Annotated in this window: 18 protein-coding genes; 8 read left to right on the top strand and 10 right to left on the bottom strand. The window is 63.6% G+C overall.

The window, feature by feature from the left end; translation table 11 throughout:
• Nucleotides 1–159 precede the first annotated feature (159 nt).
• Nucleotides 160–3,867: a methionine synthase gene (gene metH, locus AC5PZ0_RS08640; RefSeq protein ID WP_493854698.1), complete on the bottom strand. Its 3,708-nt coding sequence runs from the start codon at nucleotides 3,865–3,867 to the stop codon at nucleotides 160–162.
• 134 nt (nucleotides 3,868–4,001) lie between these two features.
• Here metH and AC5PZ0_RS08635 point away from each other — a divergent pair, with 134 nt between their 5' ends.
• The 5 genes from AC5PZ0_RS08635 (at nucleotide 4,002) to AC5PZ0_RS08615 (ending at nucleotide 9,521) form a co-directional block, all read left to right on the top strand.
• Entirely contained in the window at nucleotides 4,002–6,341 is a 2,340-nt protein-coding gene (locus AC5PZ0_RS08635; RefSeq protein WP_371918139.1) for a fatty acid cis/trans isomerase, read from the top strand.
• 191 nt (nucleotides 6,342–6,532) lie between these two features.
• Complete coding sequence (locus AC5PZ0_RS08630) at nucleotides 6,533–7,567, top strand: acyltransferase family protein (RefSeq protein WP_493854697.1); 1,035 nt, start codon at nucleotides 6,533–6,535, stop codon at nucleotides 7,565–7,567.
• Between the two features lie 58 nt (nucleotides 7,568–7,625).
• Nucleotides 7,626–8,210, top strand: a complete 585-nt coding sequence (nfuA, locus tag AC5PZ0_RS08625; protein ID WP_012271640.1) for a Fe-S biogenesis protein NfuA — start codon at nucleotides 7,626–7,628, stop codon at nucleotides 8,208–8,210.
• Between the two features lie 214 nt (nucleotides 8,211–8,424).
• On the top strand, nucleotides 8,425–9,033 hold the full coding sequence (locus AC5PZ0_RS08620) for an SCO family protein (protein WP_027593876.1): 609 nt from the start codon (nucleotides 8,425–8,427) through the stop codon (nucleotides 9,031–9,033).
• The gene (locus AC5PZ0_RS08615) at nucleotides 9,033–9,521 is read left to right on the top strand and encodes a copper chaperone PCu(A)C (RefSeq protein WP_099429891.1); all 489 of its coding nucleotides are present in this window, start codon (nucleotides 9,033–9,035) and stop codon (nucleotides 9,519–9,521) included. The genes AC5PZ0_RS08620 and AC5PZ0_RS08615 overlap by 1 nt, the downstream gene beginning before the upstream one ends.
• Nucleotides 9,522–9,556: 35 nt before the next feature.
• Here the strand turns inward: AC5PZ0_RS08615 and AC5PZ0_RS08610 are convergent, their stop codons facing one another.
• The 8 genes from AC5PZ0_RS08610 to AC5PZ0_RS08575 form a co-directional block, all read right to left on the bottom strand.
• Nucleotides 9,557–9,784: a hypothetical protein gene (locus AC5PZ0_RS08610; RefSeq protein WP_027593874.1), complete on the bottom strand. Its 228-nt coding sequence runs from the start codon at nucleotides 9,782–9,784 to the stop codon at nucleotides 9,557–9,559.
• A 76-nt stretch (nucleotides 9,785–9,860) separates the two neighbouring features.
• On the bottom strand, nucleotides 9,861–10,694 hold the full coding sequence (locus AC5PZ0_RS08605; RefSeq protein ID WP_085273250.1) for an AraC family transcriptional regulator: 834 nt from the start codon (nucleotides 10,692–10,694) through the stop codon (nucleotides 9,861–9,863).
• The gene (locus AC5PZ0_RS08600; protein ID WP_099429890.1) at nucleotides 10,691–11,005 is read right to left on the bottom strand and encodes an AzlD domain-containing protein; all 315 of its coding nucleotides are present in this window, start codon (nucleotides 11,003–11,005) and stop codon (nucleotides 10,691–10,693) included. Before AC5PZ0_RS08600 ends, AC5PZ0_RS08605 begins: the two co-directional genes overlap by 4 nt.
• Nucleotides 11,002–11,703 carry an AzlC family ABC transporter permease gene (locus AC5PZ0_RS08595; RefSeq protein ID WP_493854696.1) on the bottom strand — a complete coding sequence of 234 codons (702 nt, stop codon included), beginning with the start codon at nucleotides 11,701–11,703 and terminating at the stop codon, nucleotides 11,002–11,004. Before AC5PZ0_RS08595 ends, AC5PZ0_RS08600 begins: the two co-directional genes overlap by 4 nt.
• 90 nt (nucleotides 11,704–11,793) lie before the next feature.
• Entirely contained in the window at nucleotides 11,794–12,489 is a 696-nt protein-coding gene (locus AC5PZ0_RS08590; protein WP_027593870.1) for an SEL1-like repeat protein, read from the bottom strand.
• Nucleotides 12,490–12,645: 156 nt separating this feature from the next.
• Nucleotides 12,646–13,740: a hypothetical protein gene (locus AC5PZ0_RS08585; RefSeq protein WP_493854695.1), complete on the bottom strand. Its 1,095-nt coding sequence runs from the start codon at nucleotides 13,738–13,740 to the stop codon at nucleotides 12,646–12,648.
• Between the two features lie 25 nt (nucleotides 13,741–13,765).
• A complete protein-coding gene (locus tag AC5PZ0_RS08580; protein WP_493854694.1) occupies nucleotides 13,766–14,392 on the bottom strand; it encodes a LysE family translocator in 627 nt (208 codons plus the stop codon).
• A 2-nt stretch (nucleotides 14,393–14,394) separates the two neighbouring features.
• Nucleotides 14,395–15,171 (bottom strand): YqcI/YcgG family protein, encoded by a 777-nt coding sequence (locus AC5PZ0_RS08575; RefSeq protein ID WP_027593867.1) that lies wholly within the window; start codon nucleotides 15,169–15,171, stop codon nucleotides 14,395–14,397.
• A gap of 160 nt (nucleotides 15,172–15,331) precedes the next feature.
• Here AC5PZ0_RS08575 and AC5PZ0_RS08570 point away from each other — a divergent pair, with 160 nt between their 5' ends.
• Nucleotides 15,332–16,252 (top strand): LysR substrate-binding domain-containing protein, encoded by a 921-nt coding sequence (locus AC5PZ0_RS08570; RefSeq protein WP_493854693.1) that lies wholly within the window; start codon nucleotides 15,332–15,334, stop codon nucleotides 16,250–16,252.
• Here AC5PZ0_RS08570 and AC5PZ0_RS08565 read toward each other — a convergent pair.
• Nucleotides 16,237–17,142: a LysR family transcriptional regulator gene (locus AC5PZ0_RS08565; RefSeq protein ID WP_493854692.1), complete on the bottom strand. Its 906-nt coding sequence runs from the start codon at nucleotides 17,140–17,142 to the stop codon at nucleotides 16,237–16,239. The two genes, AC5PZ0_RS08570 and AC5PZ0_RS08565, sit on opposite strands and share 16 nt — an antisense overlap.
• Before the next feature lie 119 nt (nucleotides 17,143–17,261).
• On the opposite strand from AC5PZ0_RS08565, the gene AC5PZ0_RS08560 reads away from it, so the two are divergent.
• Nucleotides 17,262–18,452: an MFS transporter gene (locus tag AC5PZ0_RS08560; protein WP_274887116.1), complete on the top strand. Its 1,191-nt coding sequence runs from the start codon at nucleotides 17,262–17,264 to the stop codon at nucleotides 18,450–18,452.
• Between the two features lie 224 nt (nucleotides 18,453–18,676).
• Nucleotides 18,677–21,037, top strand: coding sequence for a DNA polymerase II (locus AC5PZ0_RS08555; protein WP_493854691.1), 2,361 nt, complete (start codon nucleotides 18,677–18,679; stop codon nucleotides 21,035–21,037).
• Nucleotides 21,038–21,105: the final 68 nt, after the last annotated feature.

Here is a 21,105-nt window from a genome sequence, read left to right as displayed (position 1 = left end):
CTCCTGGGTATTCGGAGGCAATCAGGGACAGTGTAGGCAATGGAAGGGATGTTGGCTTCGTTGGCCTCTTCGCGGGCAAGCCCGCTCCCACAGGAGGGGCGCGCAAATCCCTGTAGCAGCGGGCTTGCCCGCGAAGAGGCCAGTCAGGCTAGAACGGTCTTAGCTGTCGTACCCAAGGTTCGGCGCCAACCAACGCTCACTCACGCTCACCTCCTGGCCTTTACGCGCGCTGTAGCTGTCGATCTGGTCCTTGTCGACCTTGCCAACGGCAAAGTACTGCGCCTGCGGGTGGGCAAAGTACCAGCCACTGACCGCCGCCGCCGGGAACATCGCGAAGTGTTCGGTCAGGAACACGCCGCTTGGGCCTGTCTCGCCAATGGCCGTGCCGTCGAGCAGGCGGAACAGGGTTTCTTTCTCGGTGTGGTCCGGGCAGGCCGGGTAGCCGGGGGCAGGGCGGATGCCGCTGTACTGCTCCTTGATCAACGCTTCGTTGTCCAGGTGCTCGTCGCGGGCGTAACCCCAGTGCTCTTTACGCACCTGCTGGTGCAGCCATTCGGCGCAGGCTTCGGCCAGGCGGTCGGCCAAGGCCTTGACCATGATCGAGCTGTAGTCATCGCCCTTGTCCTGGTAGGCCTTGGCCACTTCCTCGGCGCCGATGCCCGCGGTGGTGATGAAGCCGCCGACGTAGTCGGTGACGCCGCTGTCTTTGGGTGCGACGAAGTCGGCCAGCGACCAGTTTGGCTTGTTGTCAGGCTTGATGGTCTGCTGGCGCAGGTGGTGCAAGGTGGCCAGGGGCTGGCCGTCATCGCCATAGACCTCGATGTCGTCATCGGCGACCTGGTTGGCTGGCCAGAAGCCGAACACGGCGCGGGCACTGATCAGCTTCTCGTCGATCAGTTTGTCGAGCATCTCGCGGGCGTCCTTGTACAGCGACGTCGCGGCCTCGCCGACCACTTCGTCGGTGAGGATGCGCGGGAATTTGCCGGCCAGGTCCCAGGAGATGAAGAACGGCGTCCAGTCGATGTACTCGGCCAGGGTGCGCAGGTCGATGTCTTCCAGCACCTTGACGCCGGTGAAGGTAGGCACGGCTGGCTGGTAGCTTGCCCAGTCATACTGCGGCTTGGCCGCGATGGCCTTGGCGTAGCTCAGGCGCTCGGTGCGGGCACTGCGGTTGGCGGTGCGCTCGCGCACTTCGACGTAATCCTGGCGGGTCTTCTCGACGAAGCCGGGCTTGAGCTCCTTGGACAACAATTGGGTTGCCACGCCGACGGCGCGCGAAGCGTCGGTGACGTAGATCACCGCGTCGTTGTTGTACTTGGGTTCGATCTTCACCGCCGTGTGCGCCTTGGAGGTGGTCGCGCCACCGATCATCAGCGGCAGGTTGAAACCCTGACGCTGCATTTCGCGGGCAACGTGGACCATCTCGTCCAGCGACGGGGTGATCAGGCCGGACAAGCCGATGATGTCGCATTTCTCGTCGCGTGCGGTCTGCAGGATTTTCTCGGCCGGCACCATCACGCCCAGGTCGACGATGTCGTAGCCGTTACAGCCCAGCACCACGCCGACGATGTTCTTGCCGATGTCGTGCACGTCGCCCTTGACCGTGGCCATCAGGATCTTGCCCTTGGCTTCGGGCTTGTCGCCTTTTTCGGCTTCGATGAACGGGATCAGGTGTGCCACGGCCTGCTTCATCACGCGCGCCGACTTGACCACCTGCGGCAAGAACATCTTACCGGCACCGAACAGGTCGCCGACCACGTTCATGCCGCTCATCAGCGGGCCTTCAATGACTTCGATCGGGCGCGCGCACTGCTGGCGGCACTCCTCGGTGTCTTCGACGATGTGCGCGGTGATGCCTTTGACCAGGGCATGTTCCAGGCGTTTGCCGACCGGCAGCGAGCGCCAGGCTTCGTTTTCGACTTCCTTGGTGGCGCCGCCGCCTTTGTAGTCGTCGGCGATGGCCAGCAGCGCATCGGTGCCTTCTGGGGTGCGGTTGAGCACCACGTCCTCGACCTTGTTGCGCAGGTCGGCCGGGATCTCGTCGTAGATTTCCAGCTGGCCGGCGTTGACGATACCCATGGTCAGGCCATTGCGGATGGCGTGGAACAGAAACACCGAGTGGATCGCTTCACGCACCGGGTTGTTGCCGCGGAACGAGAACGACACGTTGGACACGCCACCCGAGCTCAAGGCGTGGGGCAGGTGGTCGCGGATGTAGGCGCAGGCTTCGATGAAGTCGACAGCGTAGTTGTTGTGCTCTTCGATGCCGGTGGCGACGGCGAAGATGTTCGGGTCGAAGATGATGTCTTCCGGCGGGAAGCCGACTTCGTTGACCAGGATGTCGTAGCTGCGCTTGCAGATTTCCTTCTTGCGCGCGGCGGTGTCGGCCTGGCCGACCTCGTCGAAGGCCATCACCACCACGGCGGCGCCGTAGCGCTTGCACAGGCGGGCGTGGTGCTTGAACTGCTCGACGCCTTCCTTCATGGAAATCGAGTTGACGATGCCCTTGCCCTGGATGCACTTGAGGCCCGCCTCGATCACTTCCCACTTGGAGGAGTCGATCATGATCGGCACGCGGGAGATGTCCGGCTCGCCGGCGATCATGTTGAGGAAGCGGACCATGGCGGCCTGGGAGTCGAGCATCCCTTCGTCCATGTTGATGTCGATCACCTGGGCGCCGGCCTCGACCTGTTGCAGGGCCACTTCCAGGGCTTCGGTGTAGTTCTCTTCGCGGATCAGCCGGGCGAACTTGGCGGAACCGGTGATGTTGGTGCGCTCGCCCACGTTGACGAACAGCGACTGGCGGTCGATGGTGAACGGCTCCAGGCCCGACAGGCGGCAGGCCTTGGCGATTTCCGGGATCTCACGTGGCTTGTACTTTGCAACCGCCTCGGCGATGGCCTGGATGTGGCCCGGGGTGGTGCCGCAGCAGCCGCCGATGATGTTAAGGAAGCCGCTGGCAGCGAACTCCTCGACCACCGCGGCCATTTCGGCCGGGGTTTCGTCGTACTCACCGAAGGCGTTGGGCAGGCCGGCGTTGGGGTGCGCCGAGACGTGGGTGTCGGCCTTGGTCGACAGCTCTTCCAGGTACGGGCGCAGGTCCTTGGCGCCGAGGGCGCAGTTGAGGCCGACGGAAATCGGCTTGGCGTGGCGCACCGAGTTCCAGAAGGCTTCGGTGGTCTGGCCCGACAGGGTGCGGCCCGAGGCGTCGGTGATGGTGCCGGAGATCATGATCGGCAGTTCGACGTTGTCATCCTCGAACACCTGTTGCACGGCGAAGATCGCCGCCTTGGCATTGAGGGTGTCGAAGATGGTTTCGATCAGGATCAGGTCGGCGCCGCCCTCGATCAGGCCGCGGGTGGCCTCGATGTAGTTTTCTACCAGCTCGTCGAAGGTGACGTTGCGGTAGCCGGGGTCGTTGACGTCCGGGGAAATCGAGCAGGTGCGGCTGGTCGGGCCCAGTACGCCGGCGACGAAGCGCGGTTTGTCCGGCGTCTCCAGGGTCTTGGCGTCGGCCACCTGGCGGGCGATGCGCGCGCCTTCGACGTTCAGCTCGTAGACCAGCGACTCCATGCCGTAGTCGGCCTGGGAAATCTGCGTGGCGTTGAAGGTGTTGGTTTCGAGAATATCGGCGCCAGCGTCCAGGTAGGCTTTCTCGATCGCGGCGATGACATCAGGGCGGCTGAGCAGCAACAGGTCGTTGTTGCCTTTCACATCGCTTGGCCAATCGGCAAAGCGCGTGCCACGATAGTCGTGTTCCTCGAGGCGATAACTTTGGATCATAGTACCCATGCCGCCGTCGAGGATCAGGATGCGCTCTTTGAGTGCGTGCTGGAGTGCTTGGAGACGAGCGCTGCGGTCGGACATAGGAACTACCTGGTCGGGCGAATATCAGAAGGTGCCGAATCATAACAAAGCTGCGCGGTTTTTAGGCGCACTGCCCATTTGCATGAATTTAGCTCATGTTGGCGCAAGCACCCAAGGACGACCAGGCAATCGTGATGGCTTTCAAGAACCAGGACTTTCCGCACATGGTGCATCGTTGTATTCGTGCTTGGGCGGGCGTTTTCGCCTTGCTCATCAGTGGCGCGACCTTCGGGCAGGCTGCCCAATCGAGCCCGGCTATTTCCTACACCCGGGATATCCAGCCGATTTTCACCGAGAAGTGCGTGGCCTGCCATGCCTGCAACGACGCGGCCTGCCAGCTCAAGCTGGAAAGCCCTGAGGGCGCGGTGCGGGGGGCAACCAAGGTGCCGGTGTACCAAGGTGACCGCAGCGCGGCGGTGCCGACCACGCGGCTGTTCTACGACGCCCACAGCGAGGGCGAGTGGCGCAAGAAGGGCTTCTACTCGGTGCTTGACGGCCAGGGCAGCCAGGCCGCGCTGATGGCGCGCATGCTCGAGCTGGGGCACAAGACGCCGCTTACGCCCAATGCCAAGCTGCCCGAGGACATCGTTCTGGGCATCAACCGCAACAACATGTGCCCTTTGCCCCATGAGTTCGACGCCTACGCCGGCGCGCACCCCAAAGAAGGCATGCCGCTGGCGGTCACCGGCCTGACCGACCAGGAGTACACCACCCTGCAACGCTGGCTGGCGGCTGGCGCGCCGGTGGAGTATCAGCCGATTCAGCCGAGCGCGGTCGAGGCCAAGCAGATCGCCGACTGGGAAGAGTTGCTCAACCGCCCGGGTTCGACCGAGGCGCTGGTTGGCCGCTGGCTTTACGAGCACCTGTTCCTTGCGCACATCTACTTCGTCGGCGGCGAGCAGGGCCACTTCTTCCAGTGGGTGCGTTCCCGCACGCCCAGTGGCCAGCCGGTCGACGTGATCGCGACCCGACGCCCCAACGACCCGCCAGGCACCGACTTTTACTACCGGCTGATGCCGGTGCAGGGTGTGATCGTGCACAAGACGCACATCACTTACCCAATGGGGCCGCAGAAGCTCAAGCGGGTCAAGCAACTGTTCTACGCGGGGGACTGGCATGCCTCGGCGCTGCCAGGCTATGGCCCACGCCACCGGGCCAACCCGTTCGAAACCTTCGAGGCGATCCCGGCGGTGGCGCGTTACCAGTTCATGCTGGATAACGCCGAGTACTTCGTGCGCACCTTCATCCGTGGCCCGGTGTGCCGTGGGCAGATTGCAACCGACGTGATCCGCGACAACTTCTGGGCGCTGTTCCAGGAGCCGGCCCACGACCGCTACATCACCGATGCCCAGTACCGTGGCGAGGCCACGCCGCTGCTGGCCATGCCGGGCCAGATCGACGACGTGGGCAGTGTGCTGGGCCTCTGGCATGCCTACCGCGACAAGCGCAACGAATACGAAAAACTGCGCCGCGAAGCCTATGCCGAAATGCCGGCGCCGGGTTGGTCGACGCTGTGGGCCGGTAACGACAATGCACTGCTGAGCATCTTCCGTCACTTCGACAGCGCCTCGGTGACCAAGGGCCTGATCGGAGATGTGCCGCTCACCGTGTGGCTGTTCGACTACCCCTTGTTCGAGCGCACCTACTACCAATTGGCCGTCAACTTCGATGTGTTCGGCAACGTTTCGCACCAGTTGCAGACCCGCCTGTACTTCGACCTGATCCGCAATGGCGCGGAGGTCAACTTCCTGCGCCTGATGCCGGCCGACCAGCGTGGCGCGATCCTCAGTGACTGGTATCAGAACAGCGGCAAGGTGAAGATGTGGCTCGATTACGAGGACATCGACACTGACACCCCAAGCGGTATCAAGCTGGACCCGGCGAACCCAAAACGCGACTTCGGGCTCAAGCTGGTGCAGCGTACCGGCAGCCTGAATGCGGCGCCTGACCCGATCAACCGCTGCCAGGGGGCTTACTGCTCGCGGCCGCAGATGAACGAAGCGTTCCGCAATGTCGAGCAGTCGCTCAGCCGCCTGGTGTCGCGCCCGGCTGCCGGGCTCAAGGTCATCAACCAGCTGCCTGAAGCGACGATGCTGCGTATCGAAGGGCAGGGCGGCCAGCGCCAGGTGTACAGCCTGCTGCGCAACCGTGCGCACAGCAACGTTGCCTTCCTACTGGGTGAGGCCTACCGCTATCAGCCTGGGCTGGACACCCTGACTTTGTACCCTGGCGTGCTCAGCAGTTACCCGAACTTCATCTTCAACATTCCGGCCGAGGACGTGCCCGAGTTTGTCGAGGACATGGAGTATGCGCGTGATGATGCTGGCAAATTCGAGCGCATCGTCATGCGCTGGGGCGTGCGCCGCAGCCATCCGCAGTTCTGGCAGTACTTCCATGACCTTAATAGCTACATCAAGGAGACCCAGCCGGTGGAAGCGGGTGTGCTGGACATGAACCGCTACGAGAACCTCTGATCGGTCAACCTGACCTTTCCGAAACAACTGCGGTCGGAAAGGTTGGGTGGTCCGGGGGCTGCTTTGCAGCCCAATCGCGGGCAAGCCCACTCCTACAGGTTTTGCGTGGTCCCTGTAGGAGCGGGCTTGCCCGCGAACGAGTGCGAAGCGCTCGCCGAGGCCTCAATGCACCGGCAATCGCAGGGTATTTCATGCTGTATTCGCTTCAGGCACTGCGGGCGTTCGCCGCCTGGGTGGTGGTTTGCCACCATTTCATGCAGATCTTCTTCGACTTCAAGGCCAGCGGGCCCATCGGCCAACTGCTCACCGACCGGGGCGCTGTCGGCGTCGACATCTTCTTCGTCATCAGCGGCCTGGTTATCTACCTCTCCACCCGCGACAAAGCCATCGAACCCCGCCAGTTCCTGCTCAACCGGGTGCTGCGCATCGTCCCGGCGTACTGGTTCTACACCTTGGTCATGGCGGGCCTGCTGCTGGCGGCCAGCCGCTGGATGCCGCACCAGCAATTCGACTGGCACCACTTGCTGTTGTCGCTGCTGTTCGTGCCTGCGGAAAACCCTGGCGGGTATGGCCTTTATCCGACCTTGAACGTGGGCTGGACGCTGAACTTCGAGATGTTCTTCTACCTGCTGTTCGGTCTGGCATTCCTGGTCCGCCAACGCCATCAGCTGCTGCTGGTCACTGTCGCGCTGCTGCTGGTAAGTGAAGTGCTGGGGCGGCTGGGTGTGCTCAGCCGCTTCTACAACAACGACATCATTTATGAGTTCCTGCTCGGCATCGGCCTGGGTGTGCTGTATCGGCGCGGTGTGATCCGCCAGGGCATCTGGACGCCCCTGGCGTTGCTCGCGGTGGCGGGGTATGCCATCTACCACCTCGACGCCTCCCAGCGCCTGCTGCATTGGGGCCTGCCGAGCGCGCTGGTGGTGCTGGCCTTTGTCTCCCTGGAGCCGTTGTTCGCGGGTAACCGGCTGCTCAAGGCGCTGGGCGACTGTTCGTATTCGGTCTACCTGATTCACGTGCTGGTGCTGTATGCCGGCTGGTTCGCCAGCCAGCGGCTGCACCTGAACCCGTACCTGGTGTTTGCCCTGTGCGTGCCGTCCATTGGACTAATGTCGTGGTTCAGCTACCAGTGGCTGGAGCGCGGCCTGTACCGGCGGATGCAGGCCTGGCTGGCGGCGCCACGGGGGCAGGCGCCGGCGTATGCGCTTTCCCGAGTCAAATACTAGGACTTTGTACAAGGGCCAGGTTGGCGTACACTTGGCCGCAAGTCTGTGAGGAACTTCCATGAGCGCTATAACCATTACCGACGCCGCCCATGATTACCTGGCCGATCTGCTCTCCAAGCAGAATACGCCCGGCATCGGCATCCGCATTTTCATCACCCAGCCAGGCACCCAGTACGCAGAGACGTGCATTGCCTACTGCAAGCCGGGCGAAGAGAAGCCTGACGACACCGCCGTGGGTCTGAAGAGCTTCACCGCTTATCTCGATGCAGTCAGCGTACCTTTCCTGGAAGACGCGCTGGTCGATTACGCCACCGACCGCATGGGCGGCCAGCTGACCATCAAGGCGCCGAACGCCAAGGTGCCGATGGTCAACGAAGACAGCCCGATCAACGAGCGTATCAACTACTACCTGCAGACCGAGATCAACCCGGGCCTGGCCAGCCATGGCGGCCAGGTAAGCTTGGTGGACGTGGTCGACGACGGCATCGCTGTGCTGCAGTTCGGCGGCGGTTGCCAGGGCTGCGGCCAGGCCGACGTGACTCTGAAGGAAGGCATCGAGCGCACCCTGCTCGAGCGGATTCCGGAGCTCAAAGGTGTGCGCGACGTGACCGACCACACCCAGAAGGAAAACGCGTACTACTGATACCAGGGTTCGCCGCTTCCTTAGCAACAAACTGTTACGAGTTCAACCCCTGCGACAACAGGCCGCAGCCCGTATTCAAAGGGCTGCAGGCCATCTGCGCCTTCGTCGGGTAGAAGCACTTGGGGTGTCATGTAAGAATGCCCCGGTTTTTCAGCTGGCCCGTCCCAAGGGCCGGTACCTTTCCTGTAAAGGATGGCCTGTAAAGGATAGTTCCATGAATGATCTGTATACCCGGCGCGCGGTTGTCGCCGGGATGGGCGTTCTCGGGCTTGGCCTGCTGGCTGGCTGCAGCCCGGCCCGGGGTCTTGAGTTCAAGTACGGCAAGAACATGAGCAACGAAATCCTTGGGCGCAAGTTCAACCTCAAGGACCCCCAAGGCAACCCGCGTACCCTGTCGAGCTTCTACGGCAGCATGCCGATGATTTTCTTCGGCTTCACCCAGTGCCCGGCGGTCTGCCCGACCACGCTGGCGCGGGCGGCGCAAATCAGGCAGTTGCTCAGGGGCCGCGACCGTGACTTGTTCCAGGTGGTATTCATCACCCTGGACCCGGAGCGCGACACCCCCGAAGTGCTCGACGCCTACGTCAAAGCGTTCGACCCCTCGTTCACCGCGCTGACGGGCACCCCCGAAGAAATCGCCGAGGTGGCCAAAGAGTTCAAGGTGTTCTACGAGAAGGTCCCGGCCGGTGATACCTACACCATCTCTCATTCGTCCACCAGCTACGTCTACGATACGCGTGGCACCCTGCGCCTGAGCCTGGGCCATTCCCTGAATGCCAAGGAATGCGCTGAAGACCTGGTCACCCTGATGGAGATTTGCTAATGGCTGTTTCACTGCAACCGATCAAACGCGGCCTGGCCGCCATCGCCCTGCTGGGCCTTGCCCTGCCAGCCCTGGCCCAGACCACCGTGAGTGATGCCTGGGTCCGCGCCAGCGTGCCGCACCAGCAGTCCACCGGTGCCTTCATGACCCTCACGGCCAGCAGCGACAGCAAGCTGGTTGGCGTTGAATCGCCTGTGGCAAAGACCGTGCAAGTGCATGAAATGACCATGAACGGCGACGTGATGGGCATGCGCGAGGTCAAGGCCGTCGAGTTGCCGGCTGGTAAAGCAGTCACCCTGGACCCGAACGGCCTGCACGTGATGCTGATGGGGTTGAACCAGCAGGTGAAGGAAGGCGAGCAGGTGCCACTGACCCTGGTCATCGAAGATGCCAAGGGTGGCAAGGAAACGCTGCAGGTGCAAGCGCCAGTGCGTCCGCTCAACGCCGAGGCTGGCGGTGGGCATGACCACATGCACATGAAACACTGATTCATCTGGGGCCGCGCATAGCGGCCCCAATTCATTCAGCTACGAAAACGCGGCAATGGCCTGTCGAGGGTCAGCGAGGTCAAGGTCTTGCGTACCTGGGCTTCGTCGGCCTCCAGGGCCTTTAGACTCGCGCGGATCTTGCCGGCGGCGGGCACATCGCCCTGCCGGTCGATCCAGTCGGCAATCTCCTTGCAGGCACTGCTCAGGCAGGCCTGACGCTGGTTCATCAGCGATATGAGGGTGGTGAGCTCTCTTTCGGACATGGCAGGATCCTCCAATTCAGCCCTGTCAGTGTAGCAGTGGCCAGCAAGCTTGCCTGGGGCCGGGTGTCGCAGGGCGTCAGCTTGGCAGGCAGGCGCTGCGGTATGCGCCTGGGGTTACCCCATAGGCCTGCTTGAACTGCCGGCTCAAGTGGCTCTGGTCGGCAAACCCAAGCGCAAACGCCACCTCCGAAGCCGCCTGGCCGCGTTTCAAAAACTCACGGGCACGGGCCAGGCGCCGTTGCTTGAGCCAGGCATGGGGCGGCAGGCCGGTGGCCTGGCGAAACACCCGGGCGAAGTGGAAGGGTGACAGGTTGACCGCCGCCGCCAGGGCTTCAAGCGATGGCGGGTCGGCCAGCTGGCTCTCCAGCAGTTCACGGGCGCGGGCCACCGCCTGTGGCTCATGGCCGGGTGCAGCGGGTTCGGCGCATTGCCCATGGCGTTGCACCAGGGCCAGCACGGCATGGCGCCAGGCGGTTTGCTGTTCCAGGGCACTGGCTGCGCCTTCGGATAACTGGTGCAGCTGGCTGAAGGCGAGCGCCAGGGCCGGGTCCTGGATCACACTGTCCTTGAAGGTGGGCATGCCGTGGCGGCCCAGTTCCAGCTCCTCCAGCACGCCCGTTACCCGCTCATGTTCTGGGTAGAAACCGCGGTAGCGCCAGCCGGCTTCGTGGGCCGTGGCGCCGGTGTGCAGTTCGTCGGGGTTGATCAACACCATGCTGCCCACCGGGGCCAGGTGTTCGCTGCCACGATGCCAGAAGCGCTGGGCGCCCGACTCGATCACGGTGAACACGTAGCCCTCATGCACGTGCGGGGCGAAGCGCTGTTGAAAATACCGCGCGTGCAGCATTTCGACGTCGCCCAGCGCCGGCGCCTGCCACAGGTGCGTCTGCTCGCGCAGGGGCGTGGTCATGCCAGCCAGCTGCGCAGGAGGAAGAAGATCAACATGCTCACCAGCATGCTCAGCAACACACTGCGGGTCAACAGCACCAAGATGACGGCCACCACCGAGCCCAGCAGATAAGGGTTGAGCAGGCTCAGGTTCAGCTGGTGGTCAGGCATGAAGATGATCGGCCCGCAGATGGCGGTGAGCATGCCCGGCACCGCGAAGCCCAGAAACTGCCGGGCATTGGAACTCAGGCGCAAGGGCAGGCGTGGTTCAAGAAACGCATAGCGATTGAGAAACACGATGGCGCCCATGGCGAAAATCAGTAACCAGGTCATGCGCGGCCTCCAAAGCACTTTTGGCAAATGAAGCCGGCGCCCATGCCGAGCAGGCCAGCGGCCACCAGGGCGGTTTCCCAGTGCCAGGCACTGAACAGGACCGAGCAGAACAGCGACACGGCCACGCACACCACCGTGGCCAGGTTGCGCACCAGTGGCGCGATCAGGGCGACGAAGGTGGCGACAATCGAGAAGTCCAGGCCCAATTGGTCGAGGTGCGGGATGTTCTGGCCAAGGACGATGCCTGCCAAGGTGAACAGGTTCCAGGCGATGTAGAAGCTCAGGCCCACGCCTAGCGCATACCAGCGATTGAACTGCTGCTGGTCATAATGGCTGGTCAGGGCAAAGAACTCGTCGGTTAGCAAAAAGCCCAGGCCCAATCGCCAGCGCAGCGGCTGGTTCGACAGCACCGGGCGCATGGACAAGCCGTACAGCAGGTGCTGCGATGTCAGCAGCAAGGTGGTGAGCAGGATCGACGCCAGGTTGGCGCCGCCCTTGAGCATGCCGATCGCCACCAGTTGTGCGGCACCGGCAAAGACGATGGCCGACAGCCCTTGGCCTTGCCAGGCGCTGAGGTTGGCCTCGATGGCCATGGAGCCGGCCAGCAGGCCCCAGGGGGCGACGGCCAGGGAAAGCGGGAGGATGGCGATGGCGCCATGAACAAAGGCTTGGCGAGCGATGTGTGGGCTGTGGGGCATGGTGGCTGCAACGCGTGTACTCGGTTGGGCAGCATGCCAGAGTGAAGCGGGCCATGGCTTGAACGATCTTGCTGGTTTGTCGACTGGCCGCTATCGATGGCTGGTCAACCAGCGCTGCGCAGTCGAGCATCCGTTGATGTCCACGGCCTTCTGCAGCAAGGCCTGGCGATGCCCTGGGTCAAGGTCGGCCAGCACCCGGTACACCTCGGCCTGGTAGTCACGCTGGCGCCCCCACTGCATGTTCAGGCCTTGCGGCTGGCTGCGGTTGCAGGCCAGTCGTGTGGTGGGCTGTGGGTAGTAGGGGGCGTATTGGGGGGCCATGCTTGGGATCGCCTCCAGCGCAGCGCGATAGTCTGCGCTGGCGTTGTAGGGCGGGCACCAGGTGGCAATGGCCGGTGCCGGGGGCGCGAAGCCTTGCTTGAGGCTCGCCTCCAGCAAAGGGCAGGCAGCGTCCGGGATCTGGGCCACCGGCAGGTAGGTCATGTAGTACAGCGCCAGCCGATACTGCGCCACGGGGTGGCCAAGCTCCACCGACTTTTTCAGCAGTGCCACGGCGGTGGGCAAGGTGTGCGCCAGGGCCTGGCCTTGGCGGGTGAGCTCCGGGTCGCTGCCCACGGCAGTGCGCAGTGAGCTGGCGCCGTCGTCCTGGCTGTCGGCCTGCTCGAGCAAGGGCAGGGCCTGGCGGTAGAGCAAGTCGGCATGCGGGTCGATGCGCACGTCGAGCGCTTGCGCGGCCAGTGGCATCAAGGCGATCACCAGCGGCGACAGGGTTGCCACACGACTCACAGGCAGGCCTCGTGGGACGGGCAGTCACGACAGGCGGCCAGTGGTTGATGCACGGCTTGGATGTTCATCACAGGTACAGGTACGCCTCGGGCGAATCGGAACGACGACGTATTCTAGCCACCCAAGGGGCCTCGCCGGAAGACCGGCGGGCAACTGTCAGACGAGCTTGATAGGCGTGACCTTGCGCTGAGCGTGTTTTTCCTGGGCCAGGCCAAGCTTGGCGGTAATGACTTTGGCCAGTGCGTTGTTGCCCAGGTCGTTGAGGTGCAGGCGGTCGACGAACAGGTCGGCGCCAAACACGGGCGAGCTGCTGAGCATGCTGTTCATGTCATAGCAGGCTACGGGGTCGGCTTGGTCTTTGATGCGGCGAAAGAAGGCCGAGTGCAAGTGGCTGTCGAAGACCCCGTCCAGCAGGCGCTCGAAGTTCGCGGGCTGCCGCGCCAACGCCGCCAGCATGGCTTGCTCGCCCGCTGGCAGGGTTTCTCGGCACCAGGGCAGCAGCGGCTGAAGAATGAAAGTGAGGGTGGCGTGGCTGTCTGCCAGCAGCCGCTCCCACTGGCGCAGGGTGCGGCCGATGCTGTCGGCCGCGCGGGCCAGGCGCTTCTCAGGGGGCGACAGCGGCTGGGCGGCTGGAGGCGCGGGAGGGGGTGCGGCCAAGGCTTGGCCGATGCGCCGCCAAAGCGATTGCTGGCGGGGGGGCGAGGCAGGCGGCATGCCATCGCTGAAACTGTTCAAGGCTTCCTGAAAACCTGTGACGTGATGCGCCTCGCGGGGGCTGGCGAGGATTTCGTAGAGGGCCTCATGGGCCAAGGTATTGAGGCCGCTGAGCACCACCACGTGGCCGAGCTGGCCGAGGCGGTGCTGGTGAGTGAGGAACATCAGCAGCTCTTGGCCAGCATTGAGCCCACAGCCTGCCAGGCTCAGCCAGACCTCGCCGGTCAGCATCGACAGGTGCGAAGCCACCGTGTGCTCATCGCTGCTGGCACCGACGCCCAAGGCGGTGGAGCCCCCGACCAACAGGTTGATGCGCGGCGCCGTGCCGCGCTCGGCCGCCGAGAAGCGCTTGCCGGCGCAGTGGCTGTAGCGCAGGCCGAGCGCATCGGTGTTGATGGTGCCCGAGCGGTAGCCGCTCTCGTGGATGTGCAACGCGTGTGGCGCACGGCGGCTGCCCAGTTGCAGAAAGCGCTGGTAGTCCTGTTGCAGCGGCGAAGGAAGGCCCAAAACATCTGTGCTCGTGTCGGTCGATCTCATGGGCACTCCTTGCGAGGCATCCGGCTCAGGCCGCCAGTTCCTTGAGGTTGTACAGCAGGCCGCCGGCCGCGATCAGCAGCAGGGCAACGCCCGAGGCCAAGCTGATGACGCGATTGCTGCGCTGCGAAGCGATCTTGCCGATGGCGAAGATGTACAGGCTGAGCACGGCAAAATCGATGGCCACCCACAACAGCGACAGCACCACCATGCTCTTGCCGAACGACTCGGTGATCTGGATGAACTGAGGGAAGAAGGCGATGAAGAAGATGATGTCCTTGGGGTTGGAGATACCCACCATGAACCCTTGCAGCAGGCCGCCACGCCCAGGCCCAGGCGCTTCGTTCGCCGACTCTGGGGTGGGCGCCTGCAGGGCTTCCTTGAGGGTGCTCACGGCGATGTAGCCGATGAACAGGCAGCCCAGCAGGCTCATGCCGCTGAGCCAGGCCTTGTCGATGGCCGCGCTGGTCAGGATGATCCAGGCCGCCGCGCCAATCAGTACCAGGGACGCCCAATTGGTCCCCACGGCAGTGAACATGGCTTTGCGCGACCCGGAGGCGGCAGCGGTGTTGACGATCAGTGCCACCACTGGGCCAGGGGTGGCGATCAGCAGCAGGACAGTCAGGGCATAGGTGGCGGTGAGTGCGGTATTCACGGTCAATTCTCGATCAGTGTGTCGGCTGTTACATGGGCGTGGAACGGGCAGCGCGACGGGTTGAGCGAACCCGCCTCCTGTAGCTGGTACTGCTTCCACTCGTAGTTGTCGGCATCGCCGAACGCGCCAAGGGTGTCGGGCATGATGCCGTTGTTGTAATGCTGTACCCGCTCGCGGATACGGGCACGGATACGCTTGCCACTTTCGGTGCTGGCGTTGGCCACTTCGTCGAAGTTTTCCCGCGGGTTGATGACGAAGGTGATGTGCGGCCCCAGGTTGCGGCTTTTCATCTGTTGGTGGCCTGGGAAGTTCATGTTGATGAACAGCGGCATGCCGGCGTAGCAGAACGACCAGCCCGTGTCGTGAGGGTCAGTCGGCATCGCCTGTGGCCAAGGGTGCGGGTCGCGCGCGTGCACGCCCTGCAAGACTTTCCAGGCCAGCGCCTGTTGCTCGGCAAGGGTGTATTCGCTGGCGGTTTCGAGAAACACCACCAATGGGCTGCCGATGCGCTGCTTGAGCGGGATCGGTGTGATGGTGCGCACGTAGTCAGCCAGGCCCTGGGCGATGTCGTCGGCCAGTTGTTCGGCTCGGGCGAAGAGGATGTGGCAGGTCTCGCTGGCGACTGCCTTGCGGCCAAACAGGCAGGGGAATTCGGGGTTGGCGAGAATGCTGCGAAAATGTTGTATGGTTTTGTACGTCCAATGTTGCGTGTTCCGCACATGTTCAGCGGCCAGCTCTAGCGCATCCAGGCGATAGCAGTTTCCATAACCCGTAAACATGATTTCCCCAGGCATCTAATTAAGTAACGTTCCAGTCATATGCAGGCAGAATCGTTGGTAATCTTTATTATTTACCCGCATTTTCTGAGACAGACTTAACGTTGTAAAACGCGTGGAACTATGACCTACTATTAGTCTCACTCATGCTTCGGACGTCGCCATGTCGGAACGGATTCAGGCCTTGCACGCCCTGCGTGCTTTCGAGGTGGCCTCTCGTTATGGCTCCTTTACCCGTGCGGCGGAGGAGCTGGCGCTGACCCAAGGGGCGGTCAGCCACCACATCAAGACCCTCGAGGCCATGTTCGGCTGCGACCTGTTCGAGCGTCGGGGGCCAAAACTGAGCCTGACCGAGCACGGGCGCTTGCTGTCACAAGAGCTCAAGGTCGGCTTCAAGATCATCGAGAACGCCTGCGCGTTGCTGCGACAGGACCGTTATGGCGTGCGTCTGAAGGCGCCATCCACGCTCACCATGCGCTGGTTGCTCAGGGCCCTGGATGGCTTCAAGAAGCTCGATGACAGCAGCAGCGTGCAACTGTCGAGCGTGTGGATGGACATCGACAGCGTGGATTTCTATTCGGAGCCCTACGACTGCGCCATCCTGCTGGCCAACGGCCGTTTCCCCGCCGATGTCGAGAGCTTCAAGCTGTTCGATGAGTGGCTGATCCCGGTGTGCCATCCCGATTACATGGCGCAAGCCCAGCCCGACCTTGTCGACCTGCGCCAATGCGAGTTCCTGCACCCGTCGCCGGACCGTCGCGATTGGCGACGCTGGCTGGCGCGGATGGACGCACTGGATATCAGCATCGACCAGGGGCAGGTGTTCGATACCCTCGACCAGGGGATTTCGGCGGCCCAGCAAGGCCTGGGCATCTCGGTAGTGGACTTGGTGCTGGCCAGCTCCGACCTGTCGGCAGGGCGGCTAGTGACGCCGTTCAAGCACGCGGTGGCCACCGGTGACGGGTATTACATGACCTGGCTGAAATCTAGCCCCAAGGCCCGGCAGATGCACAAACTGCGTGATTTTCTGATCAGCCAGGTGCCGCCGTTGGCCTACAAGGACATCAACTATTTGTACGGTTGAGGGCTGCCGGGGAACACCCGCTCAAGCATGAAATCGATGAACACCCGCAGCTTGGGCGGCACCTGGCGCCCCGACGGCCACAACAGGTAGAAACTGCCACGCCGCTCCATGAAACTGTCGAGTACCGTCACCAGCGTGCCGGCGGCCAGTTCGCGGGGCACGCTGAAGTCTGGCAGGCAGGTGATGCCGCGGTGGTTGAGGGCGAAGCAGATGCGTGTCTCGACGTGGTTGCACACCATCGAAATGGGGATGTCATAGCCCTGGTCGGGGTGCTCCTGGCGCAGCGGCCAGGTCTCCAGCTTGCCGTTGCTGGGGAAGCGGTAGTGCAGGCAGGTGTGTGCACTCAGGTCGCGGGGGTGGGAGGGCGTGCCGCGTTCGCGCAGGTACTCGGGCGATGCCACCAGGCGATGCTGGAAGTGGCCGAGGAACTTGGCATTGAGGCGCGAATCCACGGGTTGACCGCCGCGCATCACCACATCGAACCCTTCACCGACGATATCCACCATGCGGTCGGTAAACTCCAGGTCCAGTTCAACCTCAGGGTACAACGCCATGAAGTCGGCCAGCGCCGGCATGACCAGCCCGGTGACCTGGGGCAGGCTCACACGCAGGCGACCGCGCGGGGTTTCACTGGCCTGTGACAGGGCCTGCTCGGTGGCCTCGATCTCAGCCAGGATACGGCGGCTGCGTTCAAGAAACAGCGTGCCTTCAGCCGTCAGCGTGATGCTGCGTGTGCTGCGGTGGAACAGGCGCACACCCAGGCGGCTTTCCAGCCGTGCCACGCGCTTGCCCACAGCCGAAGCGCTGATGCCCAACGACTGGCCTGCAGCCACGAAACTGCGGGTTTCGGCCACCCGGTTGAAGACTACGAAGCCGCTGAGGCTGTCCATTGCGCACTCCTGATTGCGGACATTAATGTCCGGGGTGAACGGCATTGTACCCATCTTTTTCCGCAATACCCCCGGCATGCACACTGCCGGCCTCGATCACCACTTCAAGGCACCCTGCAATGTCCCAGACTTCTTCCGCACCGCTACTGGGTGAAAGCGCCGAGCGCTTACCCTTGAGCGGCCTGCTGGCCCTGGCGATGACCGGCTTCATTGCCATCCTCAGCGAAACCCTGCCTGCCGGCCTGCTGGACCAGATCGCCGGCGGCATGGCGATCAGCCAGGCCATGGCCGGGCAGTGGGTCACGGCGTATGCATTGGGCTCGCTGCTGACGGCCATCCCGCTGGTGACCCTGACCCAAGGCTGGTATCGCCGCCGTGCACTGCTGCTGGCGATTGGTGGCTTCGTGCTGTTCAACGGGTTGACGGCCTTGTCGTCGTCCAATGCCCTTACCCTGGTGCTGCGCTTTTTCACCGGTGCCGCAGCCGGCCTGGCTTGGGGATTGATTGCCGGCCATGCCCGGCGCATGGTGCCGGTTGCCTTGCAGGGGCGGGCGATGGCGGTGGCCATGCTCGGCCAGCCGATAGCCTTGTCCCTCGGCTTGCCCATCGGTACCTGGCTAGGGGCACTGTTGGGGTGGCGGGCCACCTTTGTCGTGGTCACTGTGGTGGCGCTGCTGCTGGTCGTCTGGGTGTTGCGCGCCGTGCCGGACTACCCGGGGCAGGCCGCCGGCAAGCGACCGGCGGCGCTGCAGGTGTTGCGCACACCTGGCGTGGCGTTGGTGCTGTTGGTGATCATGACCTGGATCCTCGGCCACAACATTCTGTATACCTACATCGTGCCGTTGCTGGCGGCGGCGGGGATGGCCGCCGAAATCGGCCAGGTGTTGATGGTGTTCGGCTTGTCGGCGCTGGCGGGCATCGGCCTGGTCGGGCTGTTGGTCGATCGCCACCTACGCACGCTGGTGCTGCTCAGTCTGGCCGGTTTTGCCGTGGCCACGCTGGTGCTGGGGCAGGCGTCCTCGTGGGCCCTGTACCTGAGCATCGCGCTGTGGGGTGTGACCTACGGCGGCGCGCCAACACTGCTGCAGACGGCCTGCGCAGATGCGGCGGGCGAGGGCGGTGACGTAGCGCAGTCGATGCTGGTGACGGTATGGAACAGCGCCATTGCCTTGGGTGGGATTATCGGTGGGTTGCTGCTGACCGGGGCGGGCGTCGCCTGGTTTGGCCCCGTGGCGCTGGTATTGATTGGGCTGGCGTGGCTGCTGGCCTGGGCAGGGCGCCGTGGTGGGTTCAAGGCCGGCTCCCGATAGTTTCCCAGGCCTACGCGGTCGTTGTAGGAGCAGCCTTGTGCTGCGAAGAGGCCAGTACTGACCATGCAACTCTGCCAGGTTTACCGGCCTCTTCGCAGCACAAGGCTGCTCCTACAGAGGCCGGGTCGGATCTGAGGACAACGCAAGACATGGCAACCCCTGGATTGCCCTGCACAGGGTAGAATCGTCACTTACAGCACAACAGACGATCAGAGGTCCACGCGGTGGAATTGCAGCAGGGCTTTGTCCTGACCCGGCATTGGCATGACACACCCGAAGGCACGTGCGTGGAGTTCTGGCTGGCGACGGACCAAGGCCCGCGCCAGCTGCGCCTGGCGCCGCAAGTCTCGGTGGCGTTCATCGCGCAGGCGCAGGCCGAACATGCGCGCGTGCTGCTGGCCAACGAGCCGGGTGTAGAGCTTAAGCCCTTGCAACTGCGCGACTTCGATCAGCGCCCGGTGCTGGGCTTGTACTGCCGCCAGCATCGCCAGTTGATGCAACTGGAGCAACGCTTGCGCAACGCCGGCGTCGAGGTGTACGAAGCCGATATCCGCCCCCCCGAGCGCTACCTGATGGAGCGCTTCATCACGGCCCCGGTGCAGTTCACCGGCCAGCCAGACGCCCACGGCGTGCTCTGCGACGCCCAGCTCAAACCACTGCCAGACTACCGACCGCCGCTGCGCCTGGTGTCGCTGGATATCGAAACCAGCGAGCGCGGCGCGCTGTACAGCATCGCCCTCGAAGGCTGCGGCCAGCGCCAGGTGTACATGCTCGGCCCGGCCAACGGCGACAGCAGCGCGGTGGACTTTGACCTGCAGTACTGCGACGACCCTGCCGCGCTGCTCGATTGCCTCAACCAATGGATGGCCCGGCACGACCCGGATGCGATCATCGGCTGGAACCTGGTGCAGTTCGACCTGCGCCTGTTGCACGAACATGCCAAGCACCTGCAGGTGCCTTTGGCCCTGGGCCGCAACGGCGCGCCCATGGCCTTGCGCGCTCACGCCAGCGGCGGCCACGTGTTCGCCGATGCTCCTGGGCGCTTGCTGATCGACGGCATCGAAGCCTTGCGTTCGGCAACCTGGAGCTTCCCGTCGTTCAGCCTGGAGAGCGTTGCCCAGACGCTGCTGGGGGAGGGCAAGGCGATCAGCACGCCATACCAGCGCATGGATGAAATCAACCGCATGTTCGCCGAGGACAAACCGTCGCTGGCGCGCTACAACCTCAAGGACTGCGAACTGGTCACGCGCATCTTCGCCCACACCCGGCTGCTCGAGTTCCTGCTCGAGCGCGCCTCGGTCACCGGCTTGGCCGTGGACCGAAGCGGCGGTTCGGTGGCCGCGTTCTGCCATTTGTACATGCCGCAGATGCACCGTTTGGGCTTTGTCGCGCCCAACCTCGGCAGCCGCCCGGACGAAGCCAGCCCCGGCGGTTTTGTCATGGATTCGCGCCCTGGCCTCTACGATTCGGTGCTGGTGCTGGACTACAAGAGCCTGTACCCCTCGATCATCCGTACCTTCCTGATCGACCCAGTGGGCCTCGTCGAAGGCTTGCGTCAGCCCGACCCGCAGCACGCGGTCGAAGGTTTTCGCGGGGGGCGCTTTTCGCGCAGCCAGCACTGCCTGCCGGCCATTGTCGAGCGGGTATGGCAGGGCAGGGAGGCGGCCAAGCGCGCGGGCAACGCGCCGCTGTCGCAGGCCCTCAAAATCATCATGAATGCCTTCTACGGTGTGCTGGGTTCCAGTGGCTGCCGCTTCTTCGACCCGCGCCTGGCATCGTCGATCACCATGCGCGGGCACCAGATCATGCGCCAGACCCGCGAACTGATCGAAGCCCGCGGTTTCGATGTGATCTATGGCGATACCGACTCCACCTTCGTCTGGCTCAAAGGCGCCCATGACGAGGACGCTGCAGCGCGCATTGGCCGCGAGCTGGTGGCCGAGGTCAACCATTGGTGGCGCCGGCACTTGAGTGATTCGATGGGCCTGGAAAGTGCCCTGGAGTTGCAGTTCGAAACCCATTACCGACGCTTTCTGATGCCGACCATCCGCGGTACCGAAGAAGGCAGCAAGAAGCGCTACGCGGGGCTGGTGCAGCGCGCCGACGGCAGCGAGGAGATGGTCTACAAAGGCTTGGAGTCGGTACGCACCGACTGGTCGCCGCTGGCCCGGGAATTTCAGCAGGCGCTTTACGGGCGGATCTTCCGTGGCCAACCGTACCGCGACTATGTGCGCCAGTACGTGCAGCAGACCTTGGCCGGCGAACTCGATGAGTTGATGGTGTATCGCAAGCGCTTGCGTCGTCCGCTGGCCGATTACCAGCGCAACGTGCCGCCGCATGTCCGCGCCGCGCGCCTGGCCGATGAGTACAACACCCGCCTTGGCCGACCCCGGCAGTACCAGAACGGCGGCTGGATCAGCTACCTGATCACCACGGCCGGCCCTGAACCCTTGGAGAGCCTGCAGGCACCCATCGATTACGAGCATTACCTGAGCCGCCAACTGCAACCGGTGGCCGACGCCATCCTGCCCTTTGTCGGGGATGATTTCGCGGCGTTGACCGGCCGCCAGCTACAGCTGTTCTGAGCGCAGGCATTACCTATCTAGCGCCTCGACAAACCGCGGCTGCCTAGGCTGGCCTCTTTACCCACAAG

This window comes from Pseudomonas sp. 5.2 (assembly GCF_059025405.1).
Note: the sequence above shows the minus strand (reverse complement) of the source record. Positions and strands in the feature narration are given on the sequence as shown.

Coding starts and splice junctions, on each gene's coding strand:
- metH (WP_493854698.1), bottom strand. CDS start 3,867: ATGTCCGACCGCAGCGCTCGTCTCCAAGCACTCCAGCACGCACTCAAA.
- AC5PZ0_RS08635 (WP_371918139.1), top strand. CDS start 4,002: ATGGCTTTCAAGAACCAGGACTTTCCGCACATGGTGCATCGTTGTATT.
- AC5PZ0_RS08630 (WP_493854697.1), top strand. CDS start 6,533: ATGCTGTATTCGCTTCAGGCACTGCGGGCGTTCGCCGCCTGGGTGGTG.
- nfuA (WP_012271640.1), top strand. CDS start 7,626: ATGAGCGCTATAACCATTACCGACGCCGCCCATGATTACCTGGCCGAT.
- AC5PZ0_RS08620 (WP_027593876.1), top strand. CDS start 8,425: ATGAATGATCTGTATACCCGGCGCGCGGTTGTCGCCGGGATGGGCGTT.
- AC5PZ0_RS08615 (WP_099429891.1), top strand. CDS start 9,033: ATGGCTGTTTCACTGCAACCGATCAAACGCGGCCTGGCCGCCATCGCC.
- AC5PZ0_RS08610 (WP_027593874.1), bottom strand. CDS start 9,784: ATGTCCGAAAGAGAGCTCACCACCCTCATATCGCTGATGAACCAGCGT.
- AC5PZ0_RS08605 (WP_085273250.1), bottom strand. CDS start 10,694: ATGACCACGCCCCTGCGCGAGCAGACGCACCTGTGGCAGGCGCCGGCG.
- AC5PZ0_RS08600 (WP_099429890.1), bottom strand. CDS start 11,005: ATGACCTGGTTACTGATTTTCGCCATGGGCGCCATCGTGTTTCTCAAT.
- AC5PZ0_RS08595 (WP_493854696.1), bottom strand. CDS start 11,703: ATGCCCCACAGCCCACACATCGCTCGCCAAGCCTTTGTTCATGGCGCC.
- AC5PZ0_RS08585 (WP_493854695.1), bottom strand. CDS start 13,740: ATGAGATCGACCGACACGAGCACAGATGTTTTGGGCCTTCCTTCGCCG.
- AC5PZ0_RS08575 (WP_027593867.1), bottom strand. CDS start 15,171: ATGTTTACGGGTTATGGAAACTGCTATCGCCTGGATGCGCTAGAGCTG.
- AC5PZ0_RS08570 (WP_493854693.1), top strand. CDS start 15,332: ATGTCGGAACGGATTCAGGCCTTGCACGCCCTGCGTGCTTTCGAGGTG.
- AC5PZ0_RS08565 (WP_493854692.1), bottom strand. CDS start 17,142: ATGGACAGCCTCAGCGGCTTCGTAGTCTTCAACCGGGTGGCCGAAACC.
- AC5PZ0_RS08560 (WP_274887116.1), top strand. CDS start 17,262: ATGTCCCAGACTTCTTCCGCACCGCTACTGGGTGAAAGCGCCGAGCGC.